Origin of the sequence: Microbacterium sp. NPDC091662, from assembly GCF_044756705.1 — a bacterium.
Taxonomy (GTDB): domain Bacteria; phylum Actinomycetota; class Actinomycetes; order Actinomycetales; family Microbacteriaceae; genus Microbacterium.
Map to the genome: position 1 here is coordinate 1,125,497 of NZ_JBIVTM010000001.1, position 19,269 is coordinate 1,144,765.

At 68.5% G+C, this 19,269-nt stretch carries 20 protein-coding genes; 13 read left to right on the forward strand and 7 right to left on the reverse strand.

The features are described from left to right. Window positions 1-27: 27 nt before the first annotated feature. Window positions 28-1,716: an ABC transporter substrate-binding protein gene (locus tag ACIQLD_RS05375; protein WP_402605928.1), complete on the reverse strand. Its 1,689-nt coding sequence runs from the start codon at window positions 1,714-1,716 to the stop codon at window positions 28-30. Between the two features lie 269 nt (window positions 1,717-1,985). On the opposite strand from ACIQLD_RS05375, the gene ACIQLD_RS05380 reads away from it, so the two are divergent. The 7 genes from ACIQLD_RS05380 to ACIQLD_RS05410 are packed head-to-tail and all read left to right on the forward strand — an operon-like array spanning window position 1,986 to window position 9,339. After that, the gene (locus tag ACIQLD_RS05380) at window positions 1,986-2,702 is read left to right on the forward strand and encodes an NUDIX hydrolase (protein WP_402605931.1); all 717 of its coding nucleotides are present in this window, start codon (window positions 1,986-1,988) and stop codon (window positions 2,700-2,702) included. After that, a complete protein-coding gene (gene nadA, locus ACIQLD_RS05385) occupies window positions 2,699-4,036 on the forward strand; it encodes a quinolinate synthase NadA (RefSeq protein ID WP_402605934.1) in 1,338 nt (445 codons plus the stop codon). The genes ACIQLD_RS05380 and nadA overlap by 4 nt, the downstream gene beginning before the upstream one ends. Further along, the gene (gene nadB / locus ACIQLD_RS05390) at window positions 4,033-5,556 is read left to right on the forward strand and encodes an L-aspartate oxidase (protein ID WP_402605937.1); all 1,524 of its coding nucleotides are present in this window, start codon (window positions 4,033-4,035) and stop codon (window positions 5,554-5,556) included. The genes nadA and nadB overlap by 4 nt, the downstream gene beginning before the upstream one ends. After that, the gene (gene nadC, locus ACIQLD_RS05395; RefSeq protein ID WP_402605941.1) at window positions 5,556-6,407 is read left to right on the forward strand and encodes a carboxylating nicotinate-nucleotide diphosphorylase; all 852 of its coding nucleotides are present in this window, start codon (window positions 5,556-5,558) and stop codon (window positions 6,405-6,407) included. The genes nadB and nadC overlap by 1 nt, the downstream gene beginning before the upstream one ends. 20 nt (window positions 6,408-6,427) lie before the next feature. Beyond that, window positions 6,428-7,564, forward strand: coding sequence for a cysteine desulfurase family protein (locus ACIQLD_RS05400; RefSeq protein WP_402608486.1), 1,137 nt, complete (start codon window positions 6,428-6,430; stop codon window positions 7,562-7,564). A gap of 22 nt (window positions 7,565-7,586) precedes the next feature. Further along, entirely contained in the window at window positions 7,587-8,534 is a 948-nt protein-coding gene (locus tag ACIQLD_RS05405; RefSeq protein WP_402605943.1) for a glycosyltransferase family 2 protein, read from the forward strand. Between the two features lie 31 nt (window positions 8,535-8,565). Next, on the forward strand, window positions 8,566-9,339 hold the full coding sequence (locus ACIQLD_RS05410; protein ID WP_402605947.1) for an SDR family NAD(P)-dependent oxidoreductase: 774 nt from the start codon (window positions 8,566-8,568) through the stop codon (window positions 9,337-9,339). A gap of 50 nt (window positions 9,340-9,389) precedes the next feature. Here the strand turns inward: ACIQLD_RS05410 and ACIQLD_RS05415 are convergent, their stop codons facing one another. Further along, window positions 9,390-11,447, reverse strand: coding sequence for an ABC transporter ATP-binding protein (locus ACIQLD_RS05415; RefSeq protein ID WP_402608487.1), 2,058 nt, complete (start codon window positions 11,445-11,447; stop codon window positions 9,390-9,392). A 165-nt stretch (window positions 11,448-11,612) separates the two neighbouring features. On the opposite strand from ACIQLD_RS05415, the gene ACIQLD_RS05420 reads away from it, so the two are divergent. Continuing rightward, on the forward strand, window positions 11,613-13,091 hold the full coding sequence (locus ACIQLD_RS05420) for an MDR family MFS transporter (RefSeq protein WP_402605950.1): 1,479 nt from the start codon (window positions 11,613-11,615) through the stop codon (window positions 13,089-13,091). A gap of 34 nt (window positions 13,092-13,125) precedes the next feature. Here ACIQLD_RS05420 and ACIQLD_RS05425 read toward each other — a convergent pair whose 3' ends face one another. Continuing rightward, window positions 13,126-13,272: a hypothetical protein gene (locus ACIQLD_RS05425; protein WP_402605953.1), complete on the reverse strand. Its 147-nt coding sequence runs from the start codon at window positions 13,270-13,272 to the stop codon at window positions 13,126-13,128. A gap of 95 nt (window positions 13,273-13,367) precedes the next feature. On the opposite strand from ACIQLD_RS05425, the gene ACIQLD_RS05430 reads away from it, so the two are divergent. Next, window positions 13,368-13,961 carry a 1-acyl-sn-glycerol-3-phosphate acyltransferase gene (locus ACIQLD_RS05430; protein ID WP_402605956.1) on the forward strand — a complete coding sequence of 198 codons (594 nt, stop codon included), beginning with the start codon at window positions 13,368-13,370 and terminating at the stop codon, window positions 13,959-13,961. A gap of 24 nt (window positions 13,962-13,985) precedes the next feature. Here ACIQLD_RS05430 and ACIQLD_RS05435 read toward each other — a convergent pair whose 3' ends face one another. Continuing rightward, complete coding sequence (locus ACIQLD_RS05435; protein ID WP_402605959.1) at window positions 13,986-14,192, reverse strand: hypothetical protein; 207 nt, start codon at window positions 14,190-14,192, stop codon at window positions 13,986-13,988. Window positions 14,193-14,258: 66 nt separating this feature from the next. Here ACIQLD_RS05435 and ACIQLD_RS05440 point away from each other — a divergent pair, with 66 nt between their 5' ends. Next, a complete protein-coding gene (locus ACIQLD_RS05440; protein ID WP_402605962.1) occupies window positions 14,259-14,786 on the forward strand; it encodes a DUF6328 family protein in 528 nt (175 codons plus the stop codon). Between the two features lie 26 nt (window positions 14,787-14,812). Here ACIQLD_RS05440 and ACIQLD_RS05445 read toward each other — a convergent pair whose 3' ends face one another. Then, on the reverse strand, window positions 14,813-15,358 hold the full coding sequence (locus ACIQLD_RS05445; RefSeq protein ID WP_402605965.1) for a Dps family protein: 546 nt from the start codon (window positions 15,356-15,358) through the stop codon (window positions 14,813-14,815). Window positions 15,359-15,482: 124 nt separating this feature from the next. On the opposite strand from ACIQLD_RS05445, the gene ACIQLD_RS05450 reads away from it, so the two are divergent. From ACIQLD_RS05450 to ACIQLD_RS05460, 3 genes are all read left to right on the forward strand, one after another. Next, on the forward strand, window positions 15,483-15,974 hold the full coding sequence (locus ACIQLD_RS05450; RefSeq protein WP_402608488.1) for a GNAT family N-acetyltransferase: 492 nt from the start codon (window positions 15,483-15,485) through the stop codon (window positions 15,972-15,974). A 107-nt stretch (window positions 15,975-16,081) separates the two neighbouring features. Then, window positions 16,082-16,381 (forward strand): Fe-S cluster assembly protein HesB, encoded by a 300-nt coding sequence (locus ACIQLD_RS05455; RefSeq protein WP_387177171.1) that lies wholly within the window; start codon window positions 16,082-16,084, stop codon window positions 16,379-16,381. 107 nt (window positions 16,382-16,488) lie between these two features. Beyond that, window positions 16,489-16,833 (forward strand): LysR family transcriptional regulator, encoded by a 345-nt coding sequence (locus ACIQLD_RS05460; RefSeq protein WP_402605968.1) that lies wholly within the window; start codon window positions 16,489-16,491, stop codon window positions 16,831-16,833. 24 nt (window positions 16,834-16,857) lie between these two features. Here ACIQLD_RS05460 and ACIQLD_RS05465 read toward each other — a convergent pair whose 3' ends face one another. Both ACIQLD_RS05465 and ACIQLD_RS05470 read right to left on the reverse strand, forming a co-directional pair. Continuing rightward, window positions 16,858-17,433 carry an alpha/beta fold hydrolase gene (locus tag ACIQLD_RS05465; protein ID WP_402605971.1) on the reverse strand — a complete coding sequence of 192 codons (576 nt, stop codon included), beginning with the start codon at window positions 17,431-17,433 and terminating at the stop codon, window positions 16,858-16,860. 169 nt (window positions 17,434-17,602) lie between these two features. After that, window positions 17,603-19,264 (reverse strand): ABC-F family ATP-binding cassette domain-containing protein, encoded by a 1,662-nt coding sequence (locus ACIQLD_RS05470; protein WP_402605974.1) that lies wholly within the window; start codon window positions 19,262-19,264, stop codon window positions 17,603-17,605. Between the last annotated feature and the right edge of the window lie 5 nt (window positions 19,265-19,269).

Genomic DNA, 19,269 nt, shown 5'->3' on the forward strand with positions numbered 1-19,269 from the left:
TGACTTCCTTCTTCCCCGACTCCTCTACTACTTGACCGGCTGCAGCTGCGTCAGAACGTAGCCTGCCGCGATCGCACCCCAGGACGGCGGGAAGGCGTAGAGGTCTTCCTCGGTCGGCCAGCCCGTGTAGTCCTTCGTGTTGTAGAAGGTCTGGGTCGCGTTGATCACGAGCGGGATGTAGGGCAGGTCACGGACGATCTCGGTCTGGATCGTGCCGTACAGCTCCTTCTTCGTCGCCTCGTCGTTCGTGCTGATCGCCGCCTGGATGGCGGTGTCGACGACCGGGTTGCTGTAGCGGCTGAAGTTCCAGCGACCTGCAGGCACCTCGGTGCCGACGGGGCTCGTCGACTCGACGGCGGTACCGCCGAACCAGTCACGGTAGATCTGGAACGGGTCGGCGACGGAGGTGCCGATCACGCCACCCATGATCAGCTGGAAATCGCCGCCCTGACGGGAATCGGAGAACTCCTGCCACTGCACGGTCGATGCCGTGATCTTGATGCCGGCCGCCTCGGCCTGCTCGGCGATCAGCTTCGCGGCGTCGTTGTAGTCCGTCCAGCCGTCGACCGAGGTGAGCGTGAGTTCGAGCGGCACGCCGCCCTTCTCGTAGATGCCGCTGGAGCCCTTGGTGTAGCCGGCGGCTTCGAGGATCGAGCCGGCCTCCGCGGCGTTCGCCTCCTGCGGGCTGACCTCGTTGGCCGGGTCGGCGACCCACTTCTCGTCGCGGGGCAGCAGGGCGAACGTCGGCGAGATGTCGCCGGTGAGACCGACGAACGCCTTGTCCTTGATGGTGGTGCGGTCGATCGCGACGTTGAGCGCCTGACGCACGGCGACGTCGGTCTGCGGACCGGTGCAGCCGAGCTCGGCGTTCGAGCAGGTGTAGAGCACCGTCGGGTCCTGTGGCGTGTTGATCCAGTCGATCACGCCGTTGCTGGTCACGTCGTCCGGGTTCGGGATGAACATGCCCGTCCAGTCGAGCTTGCCGGCGGCGAGCAGGTCCTGCGCTGTCTGGTTGTTGTCGACGGCGATGTACTGGACCTTCTTGACGCCCAGCTTGTCGGCATCGCGGAAGTTCTCGTTCGCGACGAGGGTGTACGACTCGCTCGTGGTCTTGTCGACGACGTAGGCGCCGGATCCCACCGGGTCTTCGTTCGCGAAGTTCGCGAAGTCCGTGACCTCGGCCCAGATGTGCTCGGGCAGGATGTAGGTCGAACCGAGACGCTGGAACTCGGTCGTGTACTGCGCCGACGAGTAGGTCAGCACGACGGTGGTGTCGTCGGTGGCCTCGGCCGAGACCAGTCCGTTGCCCTCGGGGTTGTTCGCTTCGTAGTTGAAGGAGAACGCGACGTCCTTCGCGGTGAGCGGCTTTCCGTCGCTCCACTTGAGGTCGGGCTTGATGGTGATGGTGATCACCGTGCCGTCCTCGTTGTACTCGAACGAGTCGCCGATCAGGCCTACGGGCTCGGAGTCCGCGGTCTTGTTGTAGAAGAACAGCGGTTCGTAGATCGGTCCGAGCGCGCCGTGGAGCACGGTCGGTGCGAACGGGTTGTAGTTCGCGGTGATCGGGGTCTGGCTGCCGGCCCAGACACGCAGGGCCCGGTCGCCATCGGCGTTGCCGCTGTCGCTGCCGCCGCCACAGGCCGTGAGGCCCAGGGCGAGGACGGATGCTCCGGCAATCGCGGTGAGCGCAATCTTGCGCCTTCCGTTACGGATCATTTCTCTTGTTTCCTCTCGGTGCTGCACTGCAGGAGGGATCGCTCCGGATGGAGCAGAACCCCGGAGGTGGGGTTCTTGGGCCCGGGGAGGCAGCCGGTCGGCCACTCCCGAAGGGGTTTGTTAGGACAGTAACCTAACAAACCCCGCCCCGACGAACAAGCTTCCCCGCGCCCGCGAGATAACGTTTCGGACTCGACGTGGACAGTCGTCATCTGCGCCCACTAAGGGTCCGAATGACACTAAGATCGATCTCGGAGGTTAAGGTGTCCATGACTCAAAGTAGCGACATCCGGGTCGCCGTCTCGACGGTCATCCTGACGTTGCGTCGCACGGACGACGGACGAGCCGTTCTCGCGCTGCCCCTCGTATTGCGCACCCGCGAACCCTTCGCCGATCAATGGGCCCTCCCCGGCGGCTGGCTCACTCCGACCGAATCACCCGTGGACGCCTCAGCACGCACCCTCGCCGAGACCACGGGCCTCGCACCCACCTACCTCGAGCAGCTCTACGCCTTCGGAGCCGTGGACCGCTCCCCCACCCGGGTCGTGTCGATCGTGTACTGGGCGCTGCTGCGGCAAGACGATGTGACGGCGCAGAGCGCGGCGCATCGCGCATCCGGGCACGCCCCCGAGAACGTGGAGTGGTTCGATATCGACGCACTTCCACAGCTGGCCTTCGACCACTCGAAGATCATCGAGTACGCGCTGTGGCGGTTGCGCAACAAGGTCGGCTACAGCCGCGTCGCCCAAGGGTTCCTCCCCGCGGAGTTCACCCTCGCCGAACTGCGCGAGGCCTACGAAGCGATTCTCGGCCGCACCCTCGACCCCGCCAACTTCCGGCGCCAGGTGGAAGCGGCGGGCAACCTGCTCCCCACCGACCGATTCCGCACCGGAAGCCACCGACCTGCACGTCTGTACCGCGACAACACCGATGTCGAGCTGGCCGATCGCGGCCCGCTCGGTCCCGAAGAAACGAGCACCCGATGAGCATCACCTTCGTACCCGCTCCCGCTGTCCCGCCGCTGGACGCCTCGGTCGACCATGCGATCCAGGCCATCGTCAGCGGCGCGTCGACCGATGCCACGTGCACCACCGACCTCGCCGCCGGTCCGTGGGACTTCGACGCGCGACCGGGCTACGGACCCGGCTCGTCCATGGGGGATGTGATCCCGACGGGGGCGCCGCGTCAAGGCGAACTGCCCGCCGAGTACCGCGCGGCATCGGAGGAGGAGCTGGACGGGCGGATCCGTGCCGCGAAGGCCACCCTCGGCGACCGGGCCGTGATCCTCGGCCACTTCTACCAGCGCGAGGAGGTCGTTCAGCACGCCGACTACGTCGGGGACTCGTTCCAGCTCGCGACCGCGGCCAAAGGCAGGACGGATGCCGAAGCCATCGTGTTCTGCGGCGTGCACTTCATGGCCGAGACGGCCGACCTGCTCTCGCAGCCCGACCAGGCGGTGATCCTGCCCAATCTCGCCGCCGGCTGCTCGATGGCGGACATGGCCGACATCGACCAGGTCGAAGACTGCTGGGAGCAGCTCGAAGAGGTGCTCGGCGACCTCGATGCCGTCGACGCCGACGGCCGTGTGCCGGTGATCCCGGTGACGTACATGAACTCCTCGGCGGCGATCAAGGGTTTCGTCGGACGGCACGGCGGGATCGTCTGCACCTCGTCCAACGCCCAGACGGTGCTGGAATGGGCCTTCGAGCGCGGACGACGGGTGCTGTTCTTCCCCGACCAGCACCTGGGGCGGAACACTGCCAAGGCGATGGGCGTGCCTCTCGCGCAGATGCCGATGTGGAACCCGCGGCGAGCGCTCGGCGGATCCTCTGCCGCGGAGCTGCTCGACTCGCGTGTGATCCTGTGGCACGGCTTCTGCTCGGTGCACCGGCGCTTCACGGTCGGCCAGATCGACCAGGCCCGCGCCGAGCATCCCGGCGTGCGTGTGATCGTGCACCCCGAGTGCCCGATGGAGGTCGTCGACGCCGCAGATGAAGCCGGTTCGACCGAGTACATCCGCCGGGCGATCGACTCGGCCAGCGAGCCGGCCACGTTCGCGATCGGGACCGAGATCAACCTCGTCCGACGGCTCGCCGCCCAGTACCCGCAGCACGAGATCTTCTGCCTCGACCCGGTGGTCTGCCCCTGTTCGACGATGTACCGCATCCACCCCGGCTACCTGGCGTGGGTGCTCGAAGAACTCGTCGCCGGGCGCACCCCGAATCGGATCACCGTCTCCGACGACGTGGCCGAGCCCGCGAGGGTGGCCCTCGAACGGATGCTCGCGGCGAAGCCCCCGGTGGTCGCAGGCACGCGATGAACGTCATCGTCGCCGGATCGGGCATCGCCGGGCTCACCGCGGCGCTCCATGCGCACGAGGCCGGGCACGACGTGACGATCGTCACCAAGGGTGACATCGGCGCTGGCTGCACTGGTCTCGCTCAGGGCGGTGTCGCCGGGATCTACGGTCCCGACGACTCCGCCGCTCTGCACGCCGCCGACACTCTGGACGCCGGTGCAGGACTGTCCGACCGGGACGCTGTGCAGGTGCTGGTCACGGACGGCGCGGCGCGGATCGCCGAGCTGATCGCACGCGGCGTCGGCTTCGACCGCGCAGCCGACGGTTCGCTGCAGCTGGGACGAGAGGCCGCCCACCGTCACGCGCGCATCGTGCACGCCGGCGGGGACGCCACGGGAGCTGCGATCTCCGCGGCCCTGGTCGGCGCTGTGCGGCAGACGGACGTCGGCCTCGTCGAGCACGCGTTCCTGGTGGACCTGGTGGTGAGGGACGGTGCCGTATGCGGCGTCCGGATCCTCCACGACGGCGCGACCTCCACGTTGTCCGCCGATGCCGTGATCCTCGCCACCGGAGGAGCCGGTCACCTCTACGCGCACACGACCAACCCCGAGGGGACGACCGGAGACGGCATCGCTGCCGCGATGCGGGCGGGCGCTGCGGTCGCCGACATGGAGTTCGTCCAGTTCCATCCGACGATCCTGGCGACGGGTCCCGCGTTCCTCATCTCCGAGGCCGTGCGCGGCGAGGGCGCGACGCTGGTCGACGACGATGACCGTCGGTTCGTGTTCGACAGTCACCTCGAGGGCGAGCTCGCCCCGCGCGACGTCGTGGCGCGAGCGATCGCACGCCGAGCCGCCGCTCAGGGCAGCCCGGTCAGACTCGACGCCACGATGCTCGGAGCCGAAGCCCTCGCGCGGCGGTTCCCCACCATCGACCGGGTGACGAGAGAACGCGGCTTCGACTGGGCGCGTGAACCGATCCCGGTGACGCCGGCAGCCCACTACCTGATGGGTGGCGTGGTCACCGACCTCGACGGCCGCACCACCGTGCCCGGTCTCTTCGCCGCGGGCGAGGTCGCGTGCACGGGCGTGCACGGAGCCAATCGTCTGGCGTCGAACTCGCTGCTCGAAGGTGCGGTGTTCGGCGCCCGCGCGGCGGCGGCGTTGAGGAGCCCCTGGGCGGATATCGCGCACGAGTCGGTTCCGGTGCGACGTCGCCCGGAACGGGGTCGCGGTGGCATCGCACCCGCTTTCACCCGCGCCGGGCTGCAGCAGCTGATGTGGGACGAGGTCGGCCTGCTGCGCACAGGCGACGGCCTCGCTCACGCGCTCGACACCCTGGGTGCGTGGTCTGCATCGGGCTCGGCTCCGACCACCGTCGCTGCGCACGAAGACACGAACCTGCTGTTGCTCGCCGAGGCGACGACCATCGCAGCACTCGCCCGCACCGCGTCCGTCGGCGCCCACCATCGTGTCGAGACGGATGCACCCGACGCCCCTGCCACTTCTCGCCATCCCTCATCGATCCTGGAGACCGTCTGATGCTGACCACCGCCACCGTGAATCGGGTCGTCGGCGCGGCTCTCGAAGAAGACGCCCCGTGGGGCGACCTCACCAGCGCCACACTGCTGCCCGCAGACGCCACCGCCACCGCCGATCTCGTCGCCCGGGAAGCCGGGGTCTTCAGCGGCGGAGAGGTCTTCGCCGCCGCATTCCGGCTCACCGACGCAACTCTCGACGTCGATCTGCACGTCGGCGACGGCGACGAGTTCGCCGCGGGCGACGTCCTCGCCTCAGTCTCCGGTTCGGCCCGCAGCGTGCTCACCGCCGAGCGGGTCGGTCTGAACTTCGCTCAACGGATGAGCGGAATCGCCACACTCACCGCCGCCTACGTCGCCGCGATCGACGGCACGGGTGCTCGCATCGCCGACACCCGCAAGACCACCCCGGGACTGCGGGCGTTCGAACGGCATGCGGTCGAATCGGGCGGCGGACGCAACCACCGGTACTCGCTGTCGGACGCCGTGATGGCCAAGGACAATCACCTCGCCGTGCTCACTCGTTCTGGTCTCGACCTCGCGGCGGCGCTCCGCGAAGCGCTCTCGCGGCTTCCGCACACGACGCACGTCGTCGTCGAAGTCGACCGTCTCGACCAGATATCGGCGGTCCTCGACGGCGGTGCCCACACCGTGCTGCTCGACAACTTCTCGCTCGACGACCTGCGCGCGGGAGTGGCCCTGATCGGCGAGCGCGCCACGGTCGAGGCCTCGGGCGGCGTGAACCTCGACACGGTCGGCGACATCGCCCGCACCGGAGTCGACGTGATCTCCGTGGGCGCTCTGACGCACTCCGCGCGCGCCCTCGATCTGGGCCTGGATCTTCGGATCGACTGACCGCGATGTCACCCTCGGACATGCTCTACCTCGATCACGCCGCGACCTCGCCGGTGCGGCCCGAGGTGCTCGCGGCGATGCGCCCGTTCCTCTCCGGCGTCTTCGGGAACCCGTCGAGCCATCACACCGCCGGCGAGGCGGCGGCCGGTGCGCTCGACGACGCTCGTGCACGGGTGGCCCGCGTGCTGGGGATGCGAACGGGCGACGTCGTTTTCACCGCCGGGGGCACCGAGGCGAACAACCTCGCCGTGAAGGGCATCGTTCTCGCGGCTCTCGGCACGGGGCGGCGTCATCTGGTGATCTCGCCGATCGAGCACGAGTCGATCCTCGAATCCGCCGACTATCTGCGGCGCTTCCATGCCGTCGATATCACTCTCCTGCCTGTGGACGCGCGAGGACGGATCGCTCCGGATGACCTGGCCGCGGCGATCAGGGACGACTCGGCGCTGGTCTCGATCGGCCATGCGAACAACGAGATCGGCACCGTCCAGGACGTGACGGCACTTGCGGCCGTTGCCCGCGCCGTCCGCGTGCCCCTGCATCTGGACGCCGTGCAGTCGGCGGGGTGGCTCCCGCTGCGTGATCTCGGTGTCGACGCGGTGTCGATCGCCGGTCACAAGCTCGGGGCTCCGAAAGGCATCGGCGCCCTGGCCGTGCGCGGGCGCGTGCCGGTGGAGCCGTTGCTGCACGGAGGCGGCCAGGAGCGCGGGCGACGCTCCGGCACCGAGAACGTCGCGGGCGCGGTGGCACTCGCGACCGCGCTGGAACTCGCCGAGACAGAGCGCGAGGCGGTTGCGGCGTACGTCGGATCAGCGACCGCGCGGTTCATCTCCCGAGTGCTCGCGAGCGTCCCCGAGGCCGCGCTCACCGGCGACGCCGAAGATCGCCTGCCCGGAACAGCCAGTTTCACATTCGCCGGCACGGGCGGGGAATCGATCCTGCTCGAACTGGAGCGCCGCGGGGTCATCTCGTCGAGCGGGTCGGCATGCGCGGCGGGCAGCGACGAGCCGTCACACGTCCTTCTCGCGTGCGGTGTGGACCCCGGGCTGGCGCAGACCTCCGTGCGCTTCACGTTCGGTCGCGAGGCGATGCCCGCGGATGCTCCCGAGCGACTGGGCCTGCTCGTCGCCGAGTCGGTGCGCGCGGCCCGAGGCTGATCCACGGTCATAGACTCGGCAGGTGACTGCCTCCGCCCCGATCGTGACGCTGATCGTCCCCGGACGCGACATCGCGGCCTTCGCTCCCGCCGCGCTCGACTCGCTGCGCGCGCAGACCGAGTCGCGATGGAGAGCGATCCTGATCGACGACGGCTCGACGGACGCAACGGCAGCGATCTTCGACGCCGCCGCAGCCGACGACGCTCGCTTCACGACGATCCGTCACACGGCCTCCCGCGGTCTCGGCGCCGCGCGCAACGTCGGTCTGGAGCTCATCGACACCCCCTACCTCGGCTTCCTCGACGGCGACGACGAACTGCTGCCGGACGCCCTCGCCCGCACGACGGAGATCTTGGGCCGGACCGGAAGCGACTTCGTCGCCGGAGCTTACGTACGCTCGCGCGACCTCGGTGACGGCTACGTCTCCGGCCGCGTGCAGCCGTGGGTCGCCGCGGCGACCTCCCCGGAACAGTTCGGCACGACCCTCGCCGCGCACCCGCAGGCGGTCTCGAACATCGTCGCCTGGTCGAAGGTCAGTCGCACCTCGTTCTGGCACGACCTGCGCTTCCCCGAGGGGGTCGCCTACGAGGACCAGGTGGTCGCGCAGCTGATGTACACCCGGGCACGCGCGTTCGACGTGATCCCGGATGTGCTCGTGCGCTGGCGGCTCCGAGCCGACGGCACCTCGATCACCCAGGGCAAGGCGCAGCTGCCGGTACTGCGCGACTACCTCGCGGCCCTCCGCGGCGGCATCCGGGTGCTGCACGACGCCGGTGCCCGCGCCTCCGTGACCGCCCGGATCGAACTCATCCTCGCGATGGACGTCGCCCCGCTGCTCGAGATCGCCGAGAGCCATCCCGACCCGGCGTACGCCGCCGAGGTCGATGCTTTCATGTCCGAGCTGCGAGCCCTGCCCGAATTCGACGACGCCGCGCCCGACCCTGCCATCGCCGCCGCGCTCGCGTGGTGAGCCCGCCCTCCGAACCATTGACGGTGAACATATGAACGAATACCTCTCCTCGCTGTTCTCGCTCGACGGCCGCACCGCGGTCGTCACCGGCGGCAGCTCCGGCATCGGCCGGGGCATCGCCACCGCGCTCGCGCGCGCCGGAGCGTCGACCGTCATCGTCGCGCGCGGTGAGGACCGCATCCGCGAGACGGTCGACGAGCTGCGCGCGCTCGGCTGCCGCGCCGACGGCGTGATCGGCGACCTCAGCACGAGAGAGGGGATACACGCCGTCGCCGCGGCGGCGGCCGCGCCCTTCGGCGCGCCCGACATCCTCGTCAACTCCGCCGGCATCAACATCCGCCCGCCGTTCGCTGAGATCACCGAGGACGATTGGGACGCGACGATGACGGTCAACGCCCTCGCGCCGTTCCTGCTCGGTCAGCGCTATGCGCGGGGAATGGCCGAACGCGGATACGGCCGACTCATCCACATCAGTTCCCAGCAGGCCCACCGCGCCTTCGTGGGCAGCGGCATCTACGGCGCGTCGAAAGGCGCGGTGGAATCGCTCATGCGCTCCGAGGCCGAGGCCTGGGGTGGAACCGGCGTCACCAGCAACACGCTCGTCCCCGGCTTCGTGCTCACCCCGTTGAACGCTCGACTCCAGCAGGATCCGGAGAAGGTCGCGGAACTCGCCGCACGCACGATGATCAGGCGCAACGGTCTGCCGAGCGACTTCGCTGGCGCCGCGGTGTTCCTCGCCGGTGCGGGCTCGGCCTATGTCACCGGGCATTCGCTGTTCGTCGACGGCGGACTGTCGGTGCACTGAGAACCGACGCCCCGGACCGGGCCCGGGTCTGCGAACTCGGTGTTCAGCGCTCACGGCTCCGGCGGGAAGACCCGTTCGTCCGGGCGAGGCTCGGCGAGCAGCGGCACCGCAGCCGTGATGGCCGCGACGGCGTCTGCGCCCGCAGAATCGACCGGCGCCTTGTCGGCTCGGCGTTCGGCGAGCGGCACGCCTGCACCGCCGGTCACCGCCTCTTCGACGGCGGCCTCGGTGTCGAGCACGCGCGATGCCGCCACCTGTTCGGCCGCGAGCTCGGCGTAGAGCCCGCCGAGGGCGAGGAGCTCGGCATGCGTACCCGACTCGACGATGCGCCCGGCCTCGAGAACGTGGATCACGTCTGCGCCCATCACCGTCGAGAGCCGGTGGGCGATCGAGAGGGTCGTACGCCCCTTCGCCGCCTCGTCGAGAGCTTCTTGCACGACGCGCTCCGAGACCGTGTCGAGTGCGGAGGTCGCCTCGTCGAGGAGCAGCACCGGCGGATCTTTCAGCAGCACCCGGGCGATCGCGATACGCTGCTTCTCACCACCGGAGAGCCGGTACCCGCGCTCCCCCACCACCGTGTCGTATCCCTGCTCGAAGCCGGCGATGATGTGGTGGATGTTCGCCGCCGTGCACGCTGTGATCAGTTCGTCCTCGGTCGCATCCGGCTTGGCATAGCGCAGGTTCTCGCGGATCGTGGCGTGGAAGAGGTACGTCTCCTGCGACACGATGCCGACGTTGTCGATGATCGACTCCTGAGTGAGCGCACGCACGTCGGCACCGGCGAACATCACGGCGCCCCCCTTCGCCTCGTACAGGCGCGGAGCCAGGTACAGGATCGTGGTCTTGCCTGCGCCCGAGGGGCCCACGAACGCGACGTGCTGGCCGGGTTCCGCCACGAAGGACACTCCATCGAGCGTCGGGCGGGCGTCGGAGGACGCGTCAGGGTAGCGGAACACCACCTCGTCGAACTCCAGACGCCCCCGAGGCCCTGGAGCCTCGTCGACCGTGATCGCGTCCGGGCCGTCCTCGATCTCCGGAACCAGGTCGAGGTACTCGAAGATGCGCGCGAACAGGGCCGATGACGTCTGCAGATCGAGCGACACTCGCATTAGACCCATCAAGGGCATGAGCAGCCGCGCCTGCACCGTGGTGAATGCGACGACGGTTCCTGCGGTGATCGCCCCGGTGCCACCGGCGATCAGGTAGCCGGAGACGAGATAGATCACGGCGGGCACGCTGGCCATCAGCACCTGCACGACGGCGAAGAAGCCCTGGCCGCTCATCGCCCGGCGCACCTGGAGGACCACCTGATTGCGGTTCTCGGCCTGGTAGCGCTCCGACTCGGTGCGCTGACGATTGAAGGCCTTCGACAGCAGCATGCCCGAGACGCTCAGCGTCTCCTGGGTGATCGAGGTGAGCTCCGACAGGGATTCCTGCGTCTCCCCCGCGATGCGCGCCCGCACCTGTCCCACCTTGCGCTGGACGAAGATCAGGAACGGCATCATGATCACGGCGATCAGCGTCAGCCGCCAGTCGATGAGGATCATGGCGACCAGCGAGGCGATCACGGTGACGACGTTGCCCAGGATGCTGGTGACGGTGTTGGTCAGCACGCCGGAGACGCCGCCCACGTCGTTCTGCAGACGCGACTGGATGACGCCCGTCTTGGTGCGGGTGAAGAAGCCGAGCTCCATCGCCTGCAGGTGCTCGAACAGCTTCACGCGAAGGTCGCCGGTGACGCTGTTGCCGACGGTCGAGGTCAACCAGGTCTGGGCCACGCCGAGCACCGCCGAGATCAGGAACAGCGCGACCATCGCGCCCACGAGCCAGGCCAGCAGCTCGAGGTGCGGGCCACCGCCCGCGACGGGGAACAGCGCATCGTCGAAGATGCGCTGCACGATCAGAGGTGGCACGACGGCGATCGCCGCTCCCACCACGACGAGGATCCCGGTGAAGAAGATGCGCCAGCGGTAGGCGCGGAACAACGAGACCACCCGCGCGCCCAGGCCGCTGATCCTCGGCGCCTCCGCGTTCAGCTTCCGCTGCGCGTTCTCGTCGACCCCGCGGAAGCCACCACCCCGCGGACCACCGCCCATGCCGCCGCCCATGCTCATGGCGCCAGCGTACTCACGCACGACGACATCGCGGCCCGCGCCTCCGCCTACGGCGGATATCTGTGAATTCGGAATGAAATGTCCGCGGCTGCCGTTACGCTGAATGACTCTTGCGAACTCTCGCGATCATCCGTTCCTTCTTCGCCCTGGAGGCCGCCCATGTCTGCCGTCGATACCGGCTCCATCTCGACGACCCCCGCAACGGCCGGGGGTGAGATCTCCCGCAAGGACATGCGGGTGATCTGGCTGCTTCTGGTCGCCGCCTTCGTCGCCATCCTCAACGAGACCACGATGGGGATCGCCATCCCCCACCTGAACGCCGACCTGGGTATCCCGCCCGAGCTCGGCCAGTGGCTCACGAGCGCCTTCATGCTCACCATGGCCGTGGTGATTCCGACGACCGGTTTCATCCTGCAGCGGTTCACCACACGCCAGGTCTTCATCGCCGCGATGATCGCCTTCTCGCTCGGTACGCTCGTGGCGCTCGTCGCCCCCGGCTTCGCCGTGCTGCTCGTCGGCCGCGTGATCCAGGCAGCCGGTACCGGCATCATGATGCCGCTGCTGATGACGACGATCATGAATGTCGTGCCGCCGCAGTCCCGCGGTCGCATGATGGGTCGCGTCGGCCTCGTGATCTCGCTCGCTCCCGCGATCGGCCCGACCCTCGCCGGCGCCGTGCTCGAGCTCGCGAGCTGGCGCGCTCTCTTCGGCATCATCCTCCCGATCTCCCTCATCGCCCTGTTCATGGGTGTGAAGTGGATGACGAACCTCGGTGAGACCCGCGCCGTGCCTCTCGACGTGCCCTCGATCCCGCTCGCGGCGCTCGGCTTCGGCGGCATCGTGTTCGGGCTCAGCCAGTTCGGCGGCGAGGGCGGGTCGGGCGAAACCGCCGGCATCATCTCGCTGGTCGTCGGCGCGGTGTCGCTCGGACTGTTCGTCTGGCGTCAGCTCGTGCTGCAGCGCATCGACGACGCGCTGCTCGATCTGCGCGTGTTCCGCTCCAGCAACTTCACGCTGTCCGTGATCATCATGTCGATCCTGGCGCTGTCGATGTTCGGCACCCTGACGCTCCTTCCGCAGTACCTGCAGAACGTCGCCGGCCTGAACCCGCTCCAGTCCGGCCTGATCCTGCTCCCGGGCTCGCTGCTGATGGGCCTGCTCGGACCGGTCATGGGCCGTGTCTACGATGCGCGCGGCACGCGTCCGCTGCTCATCCCCGGCACGATCCTGGTCTCGGCGTCACTGTTCTTCTACTCGACGGTGGGCGAGCACACCGTGTGGTGGGTGCTCATCATCGTGCAGGCGGCCATGTCGGTCGGTCTGGCTATGTCGTTCACGCCGCTGTTCTCCGCCTCGCTCGGCTCGCTCCAGCGGTCGCTGTACTCGCACGGTTCGGCGGTGCTGAACACACTGCAGCAGGTCGGTGGCGCGGCAGGTGTCGCGCTGCTGCTGGTGACGTACTCCTCGATCCTGCACGCGGGTGAGCAGGAGGGGCTGTCGACTGCGGTCGCCGGCGCTCCTGGTGCGCGCATGGCGTTCCTGATCGCGGCGATCATCTCGCTCGCGGCGGTGGCGCTCAGCCCGTTCGTGCGCAAGCCTGCCGACGATGCCGGCGAAGGTTTCCACGGCGGACACTGACCGTCCGTAGACGGCCTGCGATGGCGTCTGCCTCTTACTCGCTCTTCGGGGCGGGGAACTGGCAGACGCCATTGCTGCAATAGCCGGCAGCGTCACCCTCGAGCAGGTTCAGGGAGTCCAGGAGCGGCTGCAGCCCGACGGGCGCTTCCTGCTGCGTGGAGTCCTGCTGCGTTTTCTTCATCCCTCGATCGTACGCCTGCCCGCGGGCGGTGGCGCCGAACCCGCCCGGGATGCGTGACCAGCGGATCGACAGCCGTTCTCCCCTACGGTTGACCCATGCTCACACGACTCCTCGCTCGCATCTTCTGGGCGTTCAGCAGATGGACGCTCGTGAGCGAGGCCGCGCCGACACGCCCGACGGTCCTCGTGGGGGCACCCCACACGTCGAACTGGGATTTCGTCCTGATGCTCGCCATCGCCTGGAAGCTCGACATCGACGTGCACTGGCTCGGGAAGAAGAGCCTCTTCCACGGATGGCGGGGTCCGATCATGCGACGTCTCGGCGGCATCCCGGTCGACCGCGCCGACCCGGCGCGCGTGGTGAGAGATGTCGTGGGTCAGGTCCACGACGGAACGGTCTTCGGCCTGGTCGTCACCCCGGACGGAACCCGCGGCGGCAACGAGTACTGGAAGTCGGGCTTCTACCGGATCGCGAGAGAGACCGGGATGCCGGTGACGCTCGGCTTCGTCGATCGGACGACCATGACCACGGGGCTCGGGCCGACGATCGACCTGACCGGCGATGTCACGGCCGACATGGACCGGATCCGCGCGTTCTACGCCGACAAGGCCGGCGTGCGTCCGGAACGACGCACCGAACCACGGCTGCGCGAAGAGGATGCCGGTACGGCCGAGCCCGACGCCGCGTAGGCAGCCGAGCCATGCAGCAGGAGGTCAATCCTCGTGCTCGGCGTGCGAGCGGGCGTAGTCGAGGTCGTCGTCGCTCAGCTGTTCCACCATTCCGACCACGGCACCGGTGATCACGCGGATCTCCTCGCGCACCGCCTCATCGAGATGCGGGGTCTCGCTGTCGAGCACGGCTCGGCGTCCCTCTTCTGTGAGCTCGGACCACCAGTCGCGGATCGGTGGGAGCGTCATCATGCCTTCTTTCGTTCTGCGGGGGTACACGTCTGGACAGCACCCGAGTGGGGTAACCACACTGAGTCCATGACATCAGAACCATCCGGTCGTGGGGACGGTCTCGACGACCGCGCCGACGGACGCGACGAGACCGCGAACGAACGCGCGGATCGCAACTGGGACGAGCTGTTGCAGGAGTTGCGCGTCATGCAGACGGGCACGCAGATCCTGACCGGGTTCCTCCTCGCCGTCGCCTTCCAGCCGCGGTTCACCGATATGGACGAGCTCCAGCGCGACCTGTACGTCGTCCTCGTCGCTCTCGCAGCGGTGGCGACCATCCTCGCGCTTGCTCCGGTCGGGATGCACCGCGCACTGTTCGGGCGTCGTCGCAAGCCCGACCTCGTCCGCATCGCCGCGCGGATCGTCCGCATCGACCTGATCGTGATCGGCGCCCTGACCATCGGCGTGACGACCCTGATCGTCGACTTCACGGTGAACCGCACGGCGGGGATCATCGCACTCGTCGCCGCAGTCGTTCTCGTGGCGGCCCTGTGGGTCGCTCTGCCACGCGTCATGCGCGGCAGAGCCACCGCCCGTGGCGCCGCCGCCGAGTGACGGAGACTCCACGCACACGAGAGCATTCAGCGTCCCGCCGGGCTCCGGTTCTCGGCACTGACCATCCATGCGAACTGCTCGAGCCGCTCGATGATGGCGTGCAGAAGGTCGGCCGAAGTCGGGTCCTCCTCGTCGACGGCGTCGTGCACGTCTCGCACCGTTCCCACGGCAGCCTCGAGGCGCGCGGTGACCAGATCGATCGTCTCGGTCGTCGACACCTCACCTGCGGGGAACTCCGGGAGCGACGTCGTCTTCGCGATGGTCGCGCTGCGGCCGTCCGGAACCGCGTGCAGGGCGCGCATGCGCTCCGCGATCGTGTCGCTGAAGGCTCGTGCGTCGTCGATGATCTCGTCGAGCTGACGGTGGGTGTCGCGGAAGTTGCGCCCCACGACGTTCCAGTGCGCCTGCTTTCCCTGGATCGCCAGGTCCAACAGGTCGACGAGCACCGCCTGCAGGTTGTTCGCAAGCGTCGTCGAGGCGGTGAAGCCCTTCTCCGCGTTCTGCTGTCTGGTCGTCTTCGCTGCGCCCTTCGTCGAGCCGCCGGTCTTCTTGGTCGTCGTGCTTTCAGCCATGGTGTGACCTCCTGTCGGTGACGCTAGCTCGCGCCGACATCCGGGGCGAGGGGGTTGACACCGTGCGGACGCGACCCGGAATGTGGCTCGAGTGAATGACGCAGACATCGTGAAAGCAGACGCCGTGAACGAAGATCCGAGCGGAACGCGGCCGGAGATCATCGTCTCCCCGATCAACGACGACGACGCCGGCGAGGTACTGACCGTGCAGCGCGCCGCCTTCGTCTCCGAGGCGGCGATCTACGGAAGTGTCGACATGCCGCCTCTGACGCAGACGCTCGCCGAACTGGAGGCGGAGCTGCGATCCGAGTCCGGACTGACGGCGCGCATCGACGGCCGACTCGTAGGCGCGATCCGCTACGTCGTGAGAGACGGTCTGCTTCTGATCGGCAGGATCGCGATCGCTCCCGATATGCAGGGCGAGGGAATCGGACGGCTGCTGCTCGAGAGCGCCGAGAGGGCATCGGGCGCCGATGTCGCCGAGCTGTTCACCGGCAGCCTGAGCGAGGCGAACATCCGTCTCTACGAGTCGTGCGGCTACGAGGAGCACGAGCGTGTGCCAGACGGCGACGGCACCGCGCAGGTGTTTCTGCGCAAGCACCTGCGAGCAGGGTAAGAGCCTCCTCCGAATCCGCGCAAGGGGGTTGAGACCATCTCCGAGGTCGGGCATCGTAGCCCGGACATGTCGCGACCGCGGCATGCCCCAACCGGAAGGAGAGTCTCGTGCTCACCCTCACCGACAACGCCTCCGCCATCGTGACGACCCTCGTCAGCCGTCAGACCGACGCCCCGGATGCGGGCCTGCGCATCCACTCGACCGAGGCCCAGGGACCGGAGGGCGGTGCACGCCTCGCCGTGCTCGTCGCCGCCGACCCGGAACCGCAGGACCAGGTCGTGGAGGTCGCCGGTACCCGGCTGTTCCTCGATGAGTCGGCTGTCGCCGCTCTCGACGACAAGATCCTCGATGCCGGCGTCGACGACGAAGGCTCCGTCTCGTTCGCCGTCACCCCGCAGGTCGCCTGACCGAAGGATTCCGGATGCCGCGGCCGACTCGGTCGCGGCATCCGTCTGTCTGCACCGCGTAACCTGGAACGAGCTCGCACACCCGTGCGAACAGTCGAAAGGCCATCGTGAAGATCTCTCTGCTCCGCCGCTTCGTCGTCCTCGCGGAGGAACTGCATTTCCCGCGTGCGGCGGAGAAGCTCGGCATCCCGCTGGCCTCGCTCTACACCTCGATCGACAAGCTCGAAGCCGAGGTCGGTCATCCGATCGTCCATCGCGAAGGCCCGACACGGCTCACCCCTGTCGGCGAACTCCTCCTGGTGGAGGCGAAGGCAGAGGTCGCGGCAGCCCCGGAGCCGGTTCGCAGCGCACCCGCCCCGGCCGGAGGCAAGGCCAAAGCGTCGAAGGGCAAGGGGCGCACGCCCGCCGTCAAGGGGCAGCCCAAGCCCTACAAGAAGCGGCAGGGGCGCTAGCGGGTCAGCGTCGCCAGCCGAGACTCAGTCCCAGTCGAGGTACTCCTCGATGACGACCGCGGTCTCGATCGGGTGCGTCATCGGGAACAGGTGATCGGCTCCGTCGATGCTCTTCACGCTCGCACGCTCCGGCGCCGTGGACTGCAGCTGCTCACCATTTGCGAACGGAGCATCGAGGTCTTTGGTGCCCTGGATGATCAGAACGGGCATCACAGGCGCGAGCGGGGTGTCGTTCTCCTCGACAGCAAGCAGCGCCAGACCGTTCACGCGGTCGGCATGAGCCAGGGCGAACGCCCGCGCGACCGTGCCACCGAAGCCGTGGCCGCCGATCCAGGTGTCGCCCAGCCCGACGTGATCGATCACGGCCAGTACGTCTTCGACCCGATCCTCCAGCGAGACCTCTTCGTGCTTGACCTCGGCACGGTGGCCGATGCGCAGCACGTGGAAGCCCGCCTCCTCGGCGAGGTAGTGCGCGACGACGCCGAGAACATCAGCCGCCAGATCGCGCTCCTGGATCAGGACGAGCTTGACGGGCCCGTCGCCCTCGTCGACGAAGGGGATCGCGCGGCCGTCGGGCTCGAAGATCTGGGTGTCGGTCATCGGCGTCAATCTCCTCGTGCCGTCAGGGTCAGGAACTCCGGCGGAACGTCCACGGCGGACGCCAGCGACCGAACCGCGGCCGAAGCCGCCGTGCTCCAGCGTATCCCGACCTGGCGGTCAGGGAGACGCTCGGGCCGCGGATCAAGTGCCCGAAACGCAGGCTGCCCCGTCATACCTCGACGACCTGCCCGGCCTCCACCCGCCACTGCCGGTCGGTCTGAACGGTCGCGAGCATCCGCCGGTCATGGGTGACCAGCAGCAGGGTTCCCTCGTAGGACTCGAGCGCCTGTTCGAGCTGCTCGATCGCGGGCAGATCGAGGTGGTTCGTCGGCTCGTCGAGCACGAGCAGGTTGACGCCGCGCGCCTGCAGCAGGGCCAGTCCGGCGCGCGTGCGCTCCCCCGGTGAGAGCTCATCGACAGCGCGTGTCACGTGATCGGCCTTGAGTCCGAACTTCGCGAGGAGAGTACGGACTTCGCCGGATGCCATCTCCGGCACGAGCTCTTCGAAGGCGACGGCGAGGGGCTGCGTGCCGACGAGCAGTGCGCGGGCCTGGTCGATCTCGCCGATCTGCACACTCGCACCGAGGCTCGCCGTTCCCTCGTCCGGAACCTGCCGCCCGAGCAGCCCACGCAGCAACGTCGACTTCCCGGCGCCGTTGGGACCGGTGATGCCGATCCGCTCCCCCGCGTTCACCTGGAGCGACACGGGCCCGAGCTGGAAGCTTCCCTGCCGGAACACGGCCGAGCTCAACGTCGACACGACCGAGCTGGAACGCGGCGCCGAGCCGATGGTGAACTCGAGCTGCCACTCCTTGCGCGGCTCTTCGACCTCTTCGAGTCGGGCGATCCTGCTCTCCATCTGACGCACCTTCTGCGCCTGCTTCTCACTCGACTCGGCCGACGCCTTGCGTTTGATCTTGTCGTTGTCCGGAGCCTTCTTCATCGCGTTGCGCACACCCTGGCTCGACCACTCGCGCTGGGTCCGTGCACGAGCGACGAGGTCGGCCTTCTTGTCGGCGAACTCGTCGTATTTCTCGCGCTGGTGTCGACGGACCGTGGCCCGCTCCTCCAGATACGAGTCGTAGCCGCCGCCGAACACGCGGTTGCTGTTCTGCGCGAGATCGAGCTCCAGCACCCGGGTCACGCAGCGGGCGAGGAACTCGCGGTCGTGGCTGACCACCACGACCCCGCCACGGAGCCCCCGAACGAACGCCTCGAGTCGCTCGATCCCGTCGAGGTCGAGGTCGTTGGTCGGCTCATCCAGCAGCGCGATGTCGAAACGCGAGAGCAGCAGCGCGGCGAGACCGACGCGGGCGGCCTGCCCGCCGGACAACGAGGTCATCATCGCCTCGGCCGGATCGCCACCGAGGTCAAGCCCGAGGTCGGCGAGCACCACCGGAAGTCGCTCGTCGAGGTCGGCGGCACCGCTCGCCAGCCAGCGCTCCAGCGCGACGGAGTAGATGTCGGCCGGGTCTGTGCCGGGAGCGGCGAGGCTGGGGTCACCGAGCGCAGCGGCGGCGGCATCCATTTCTCTGGTCGCAGCCGTGCAGCCCGTGCGACGGCCGATATAGTCGGCGACGCTCTCTCCGACGATGCGCTCGTGCTCCTGCGGCAGCCAGCCGACGAAGGCATCAGCCGGTGCGAGCCGGATCGTGCCGGCCTGCGGCTCGTCGACACCGGCGAGCAGCTTGAGGAGGGTCGACTTCCCCGCCCCGTTCGCCCCGACGAGACCGACGACGTCACCCGCCGTGACGGTCAGGTCGAGGGAATCGAACAGGGTGCGGTGGCCGTACCCGCCGGCCAGCCCTTGGGCCACGAGTGTTGCGGTCATCCGTC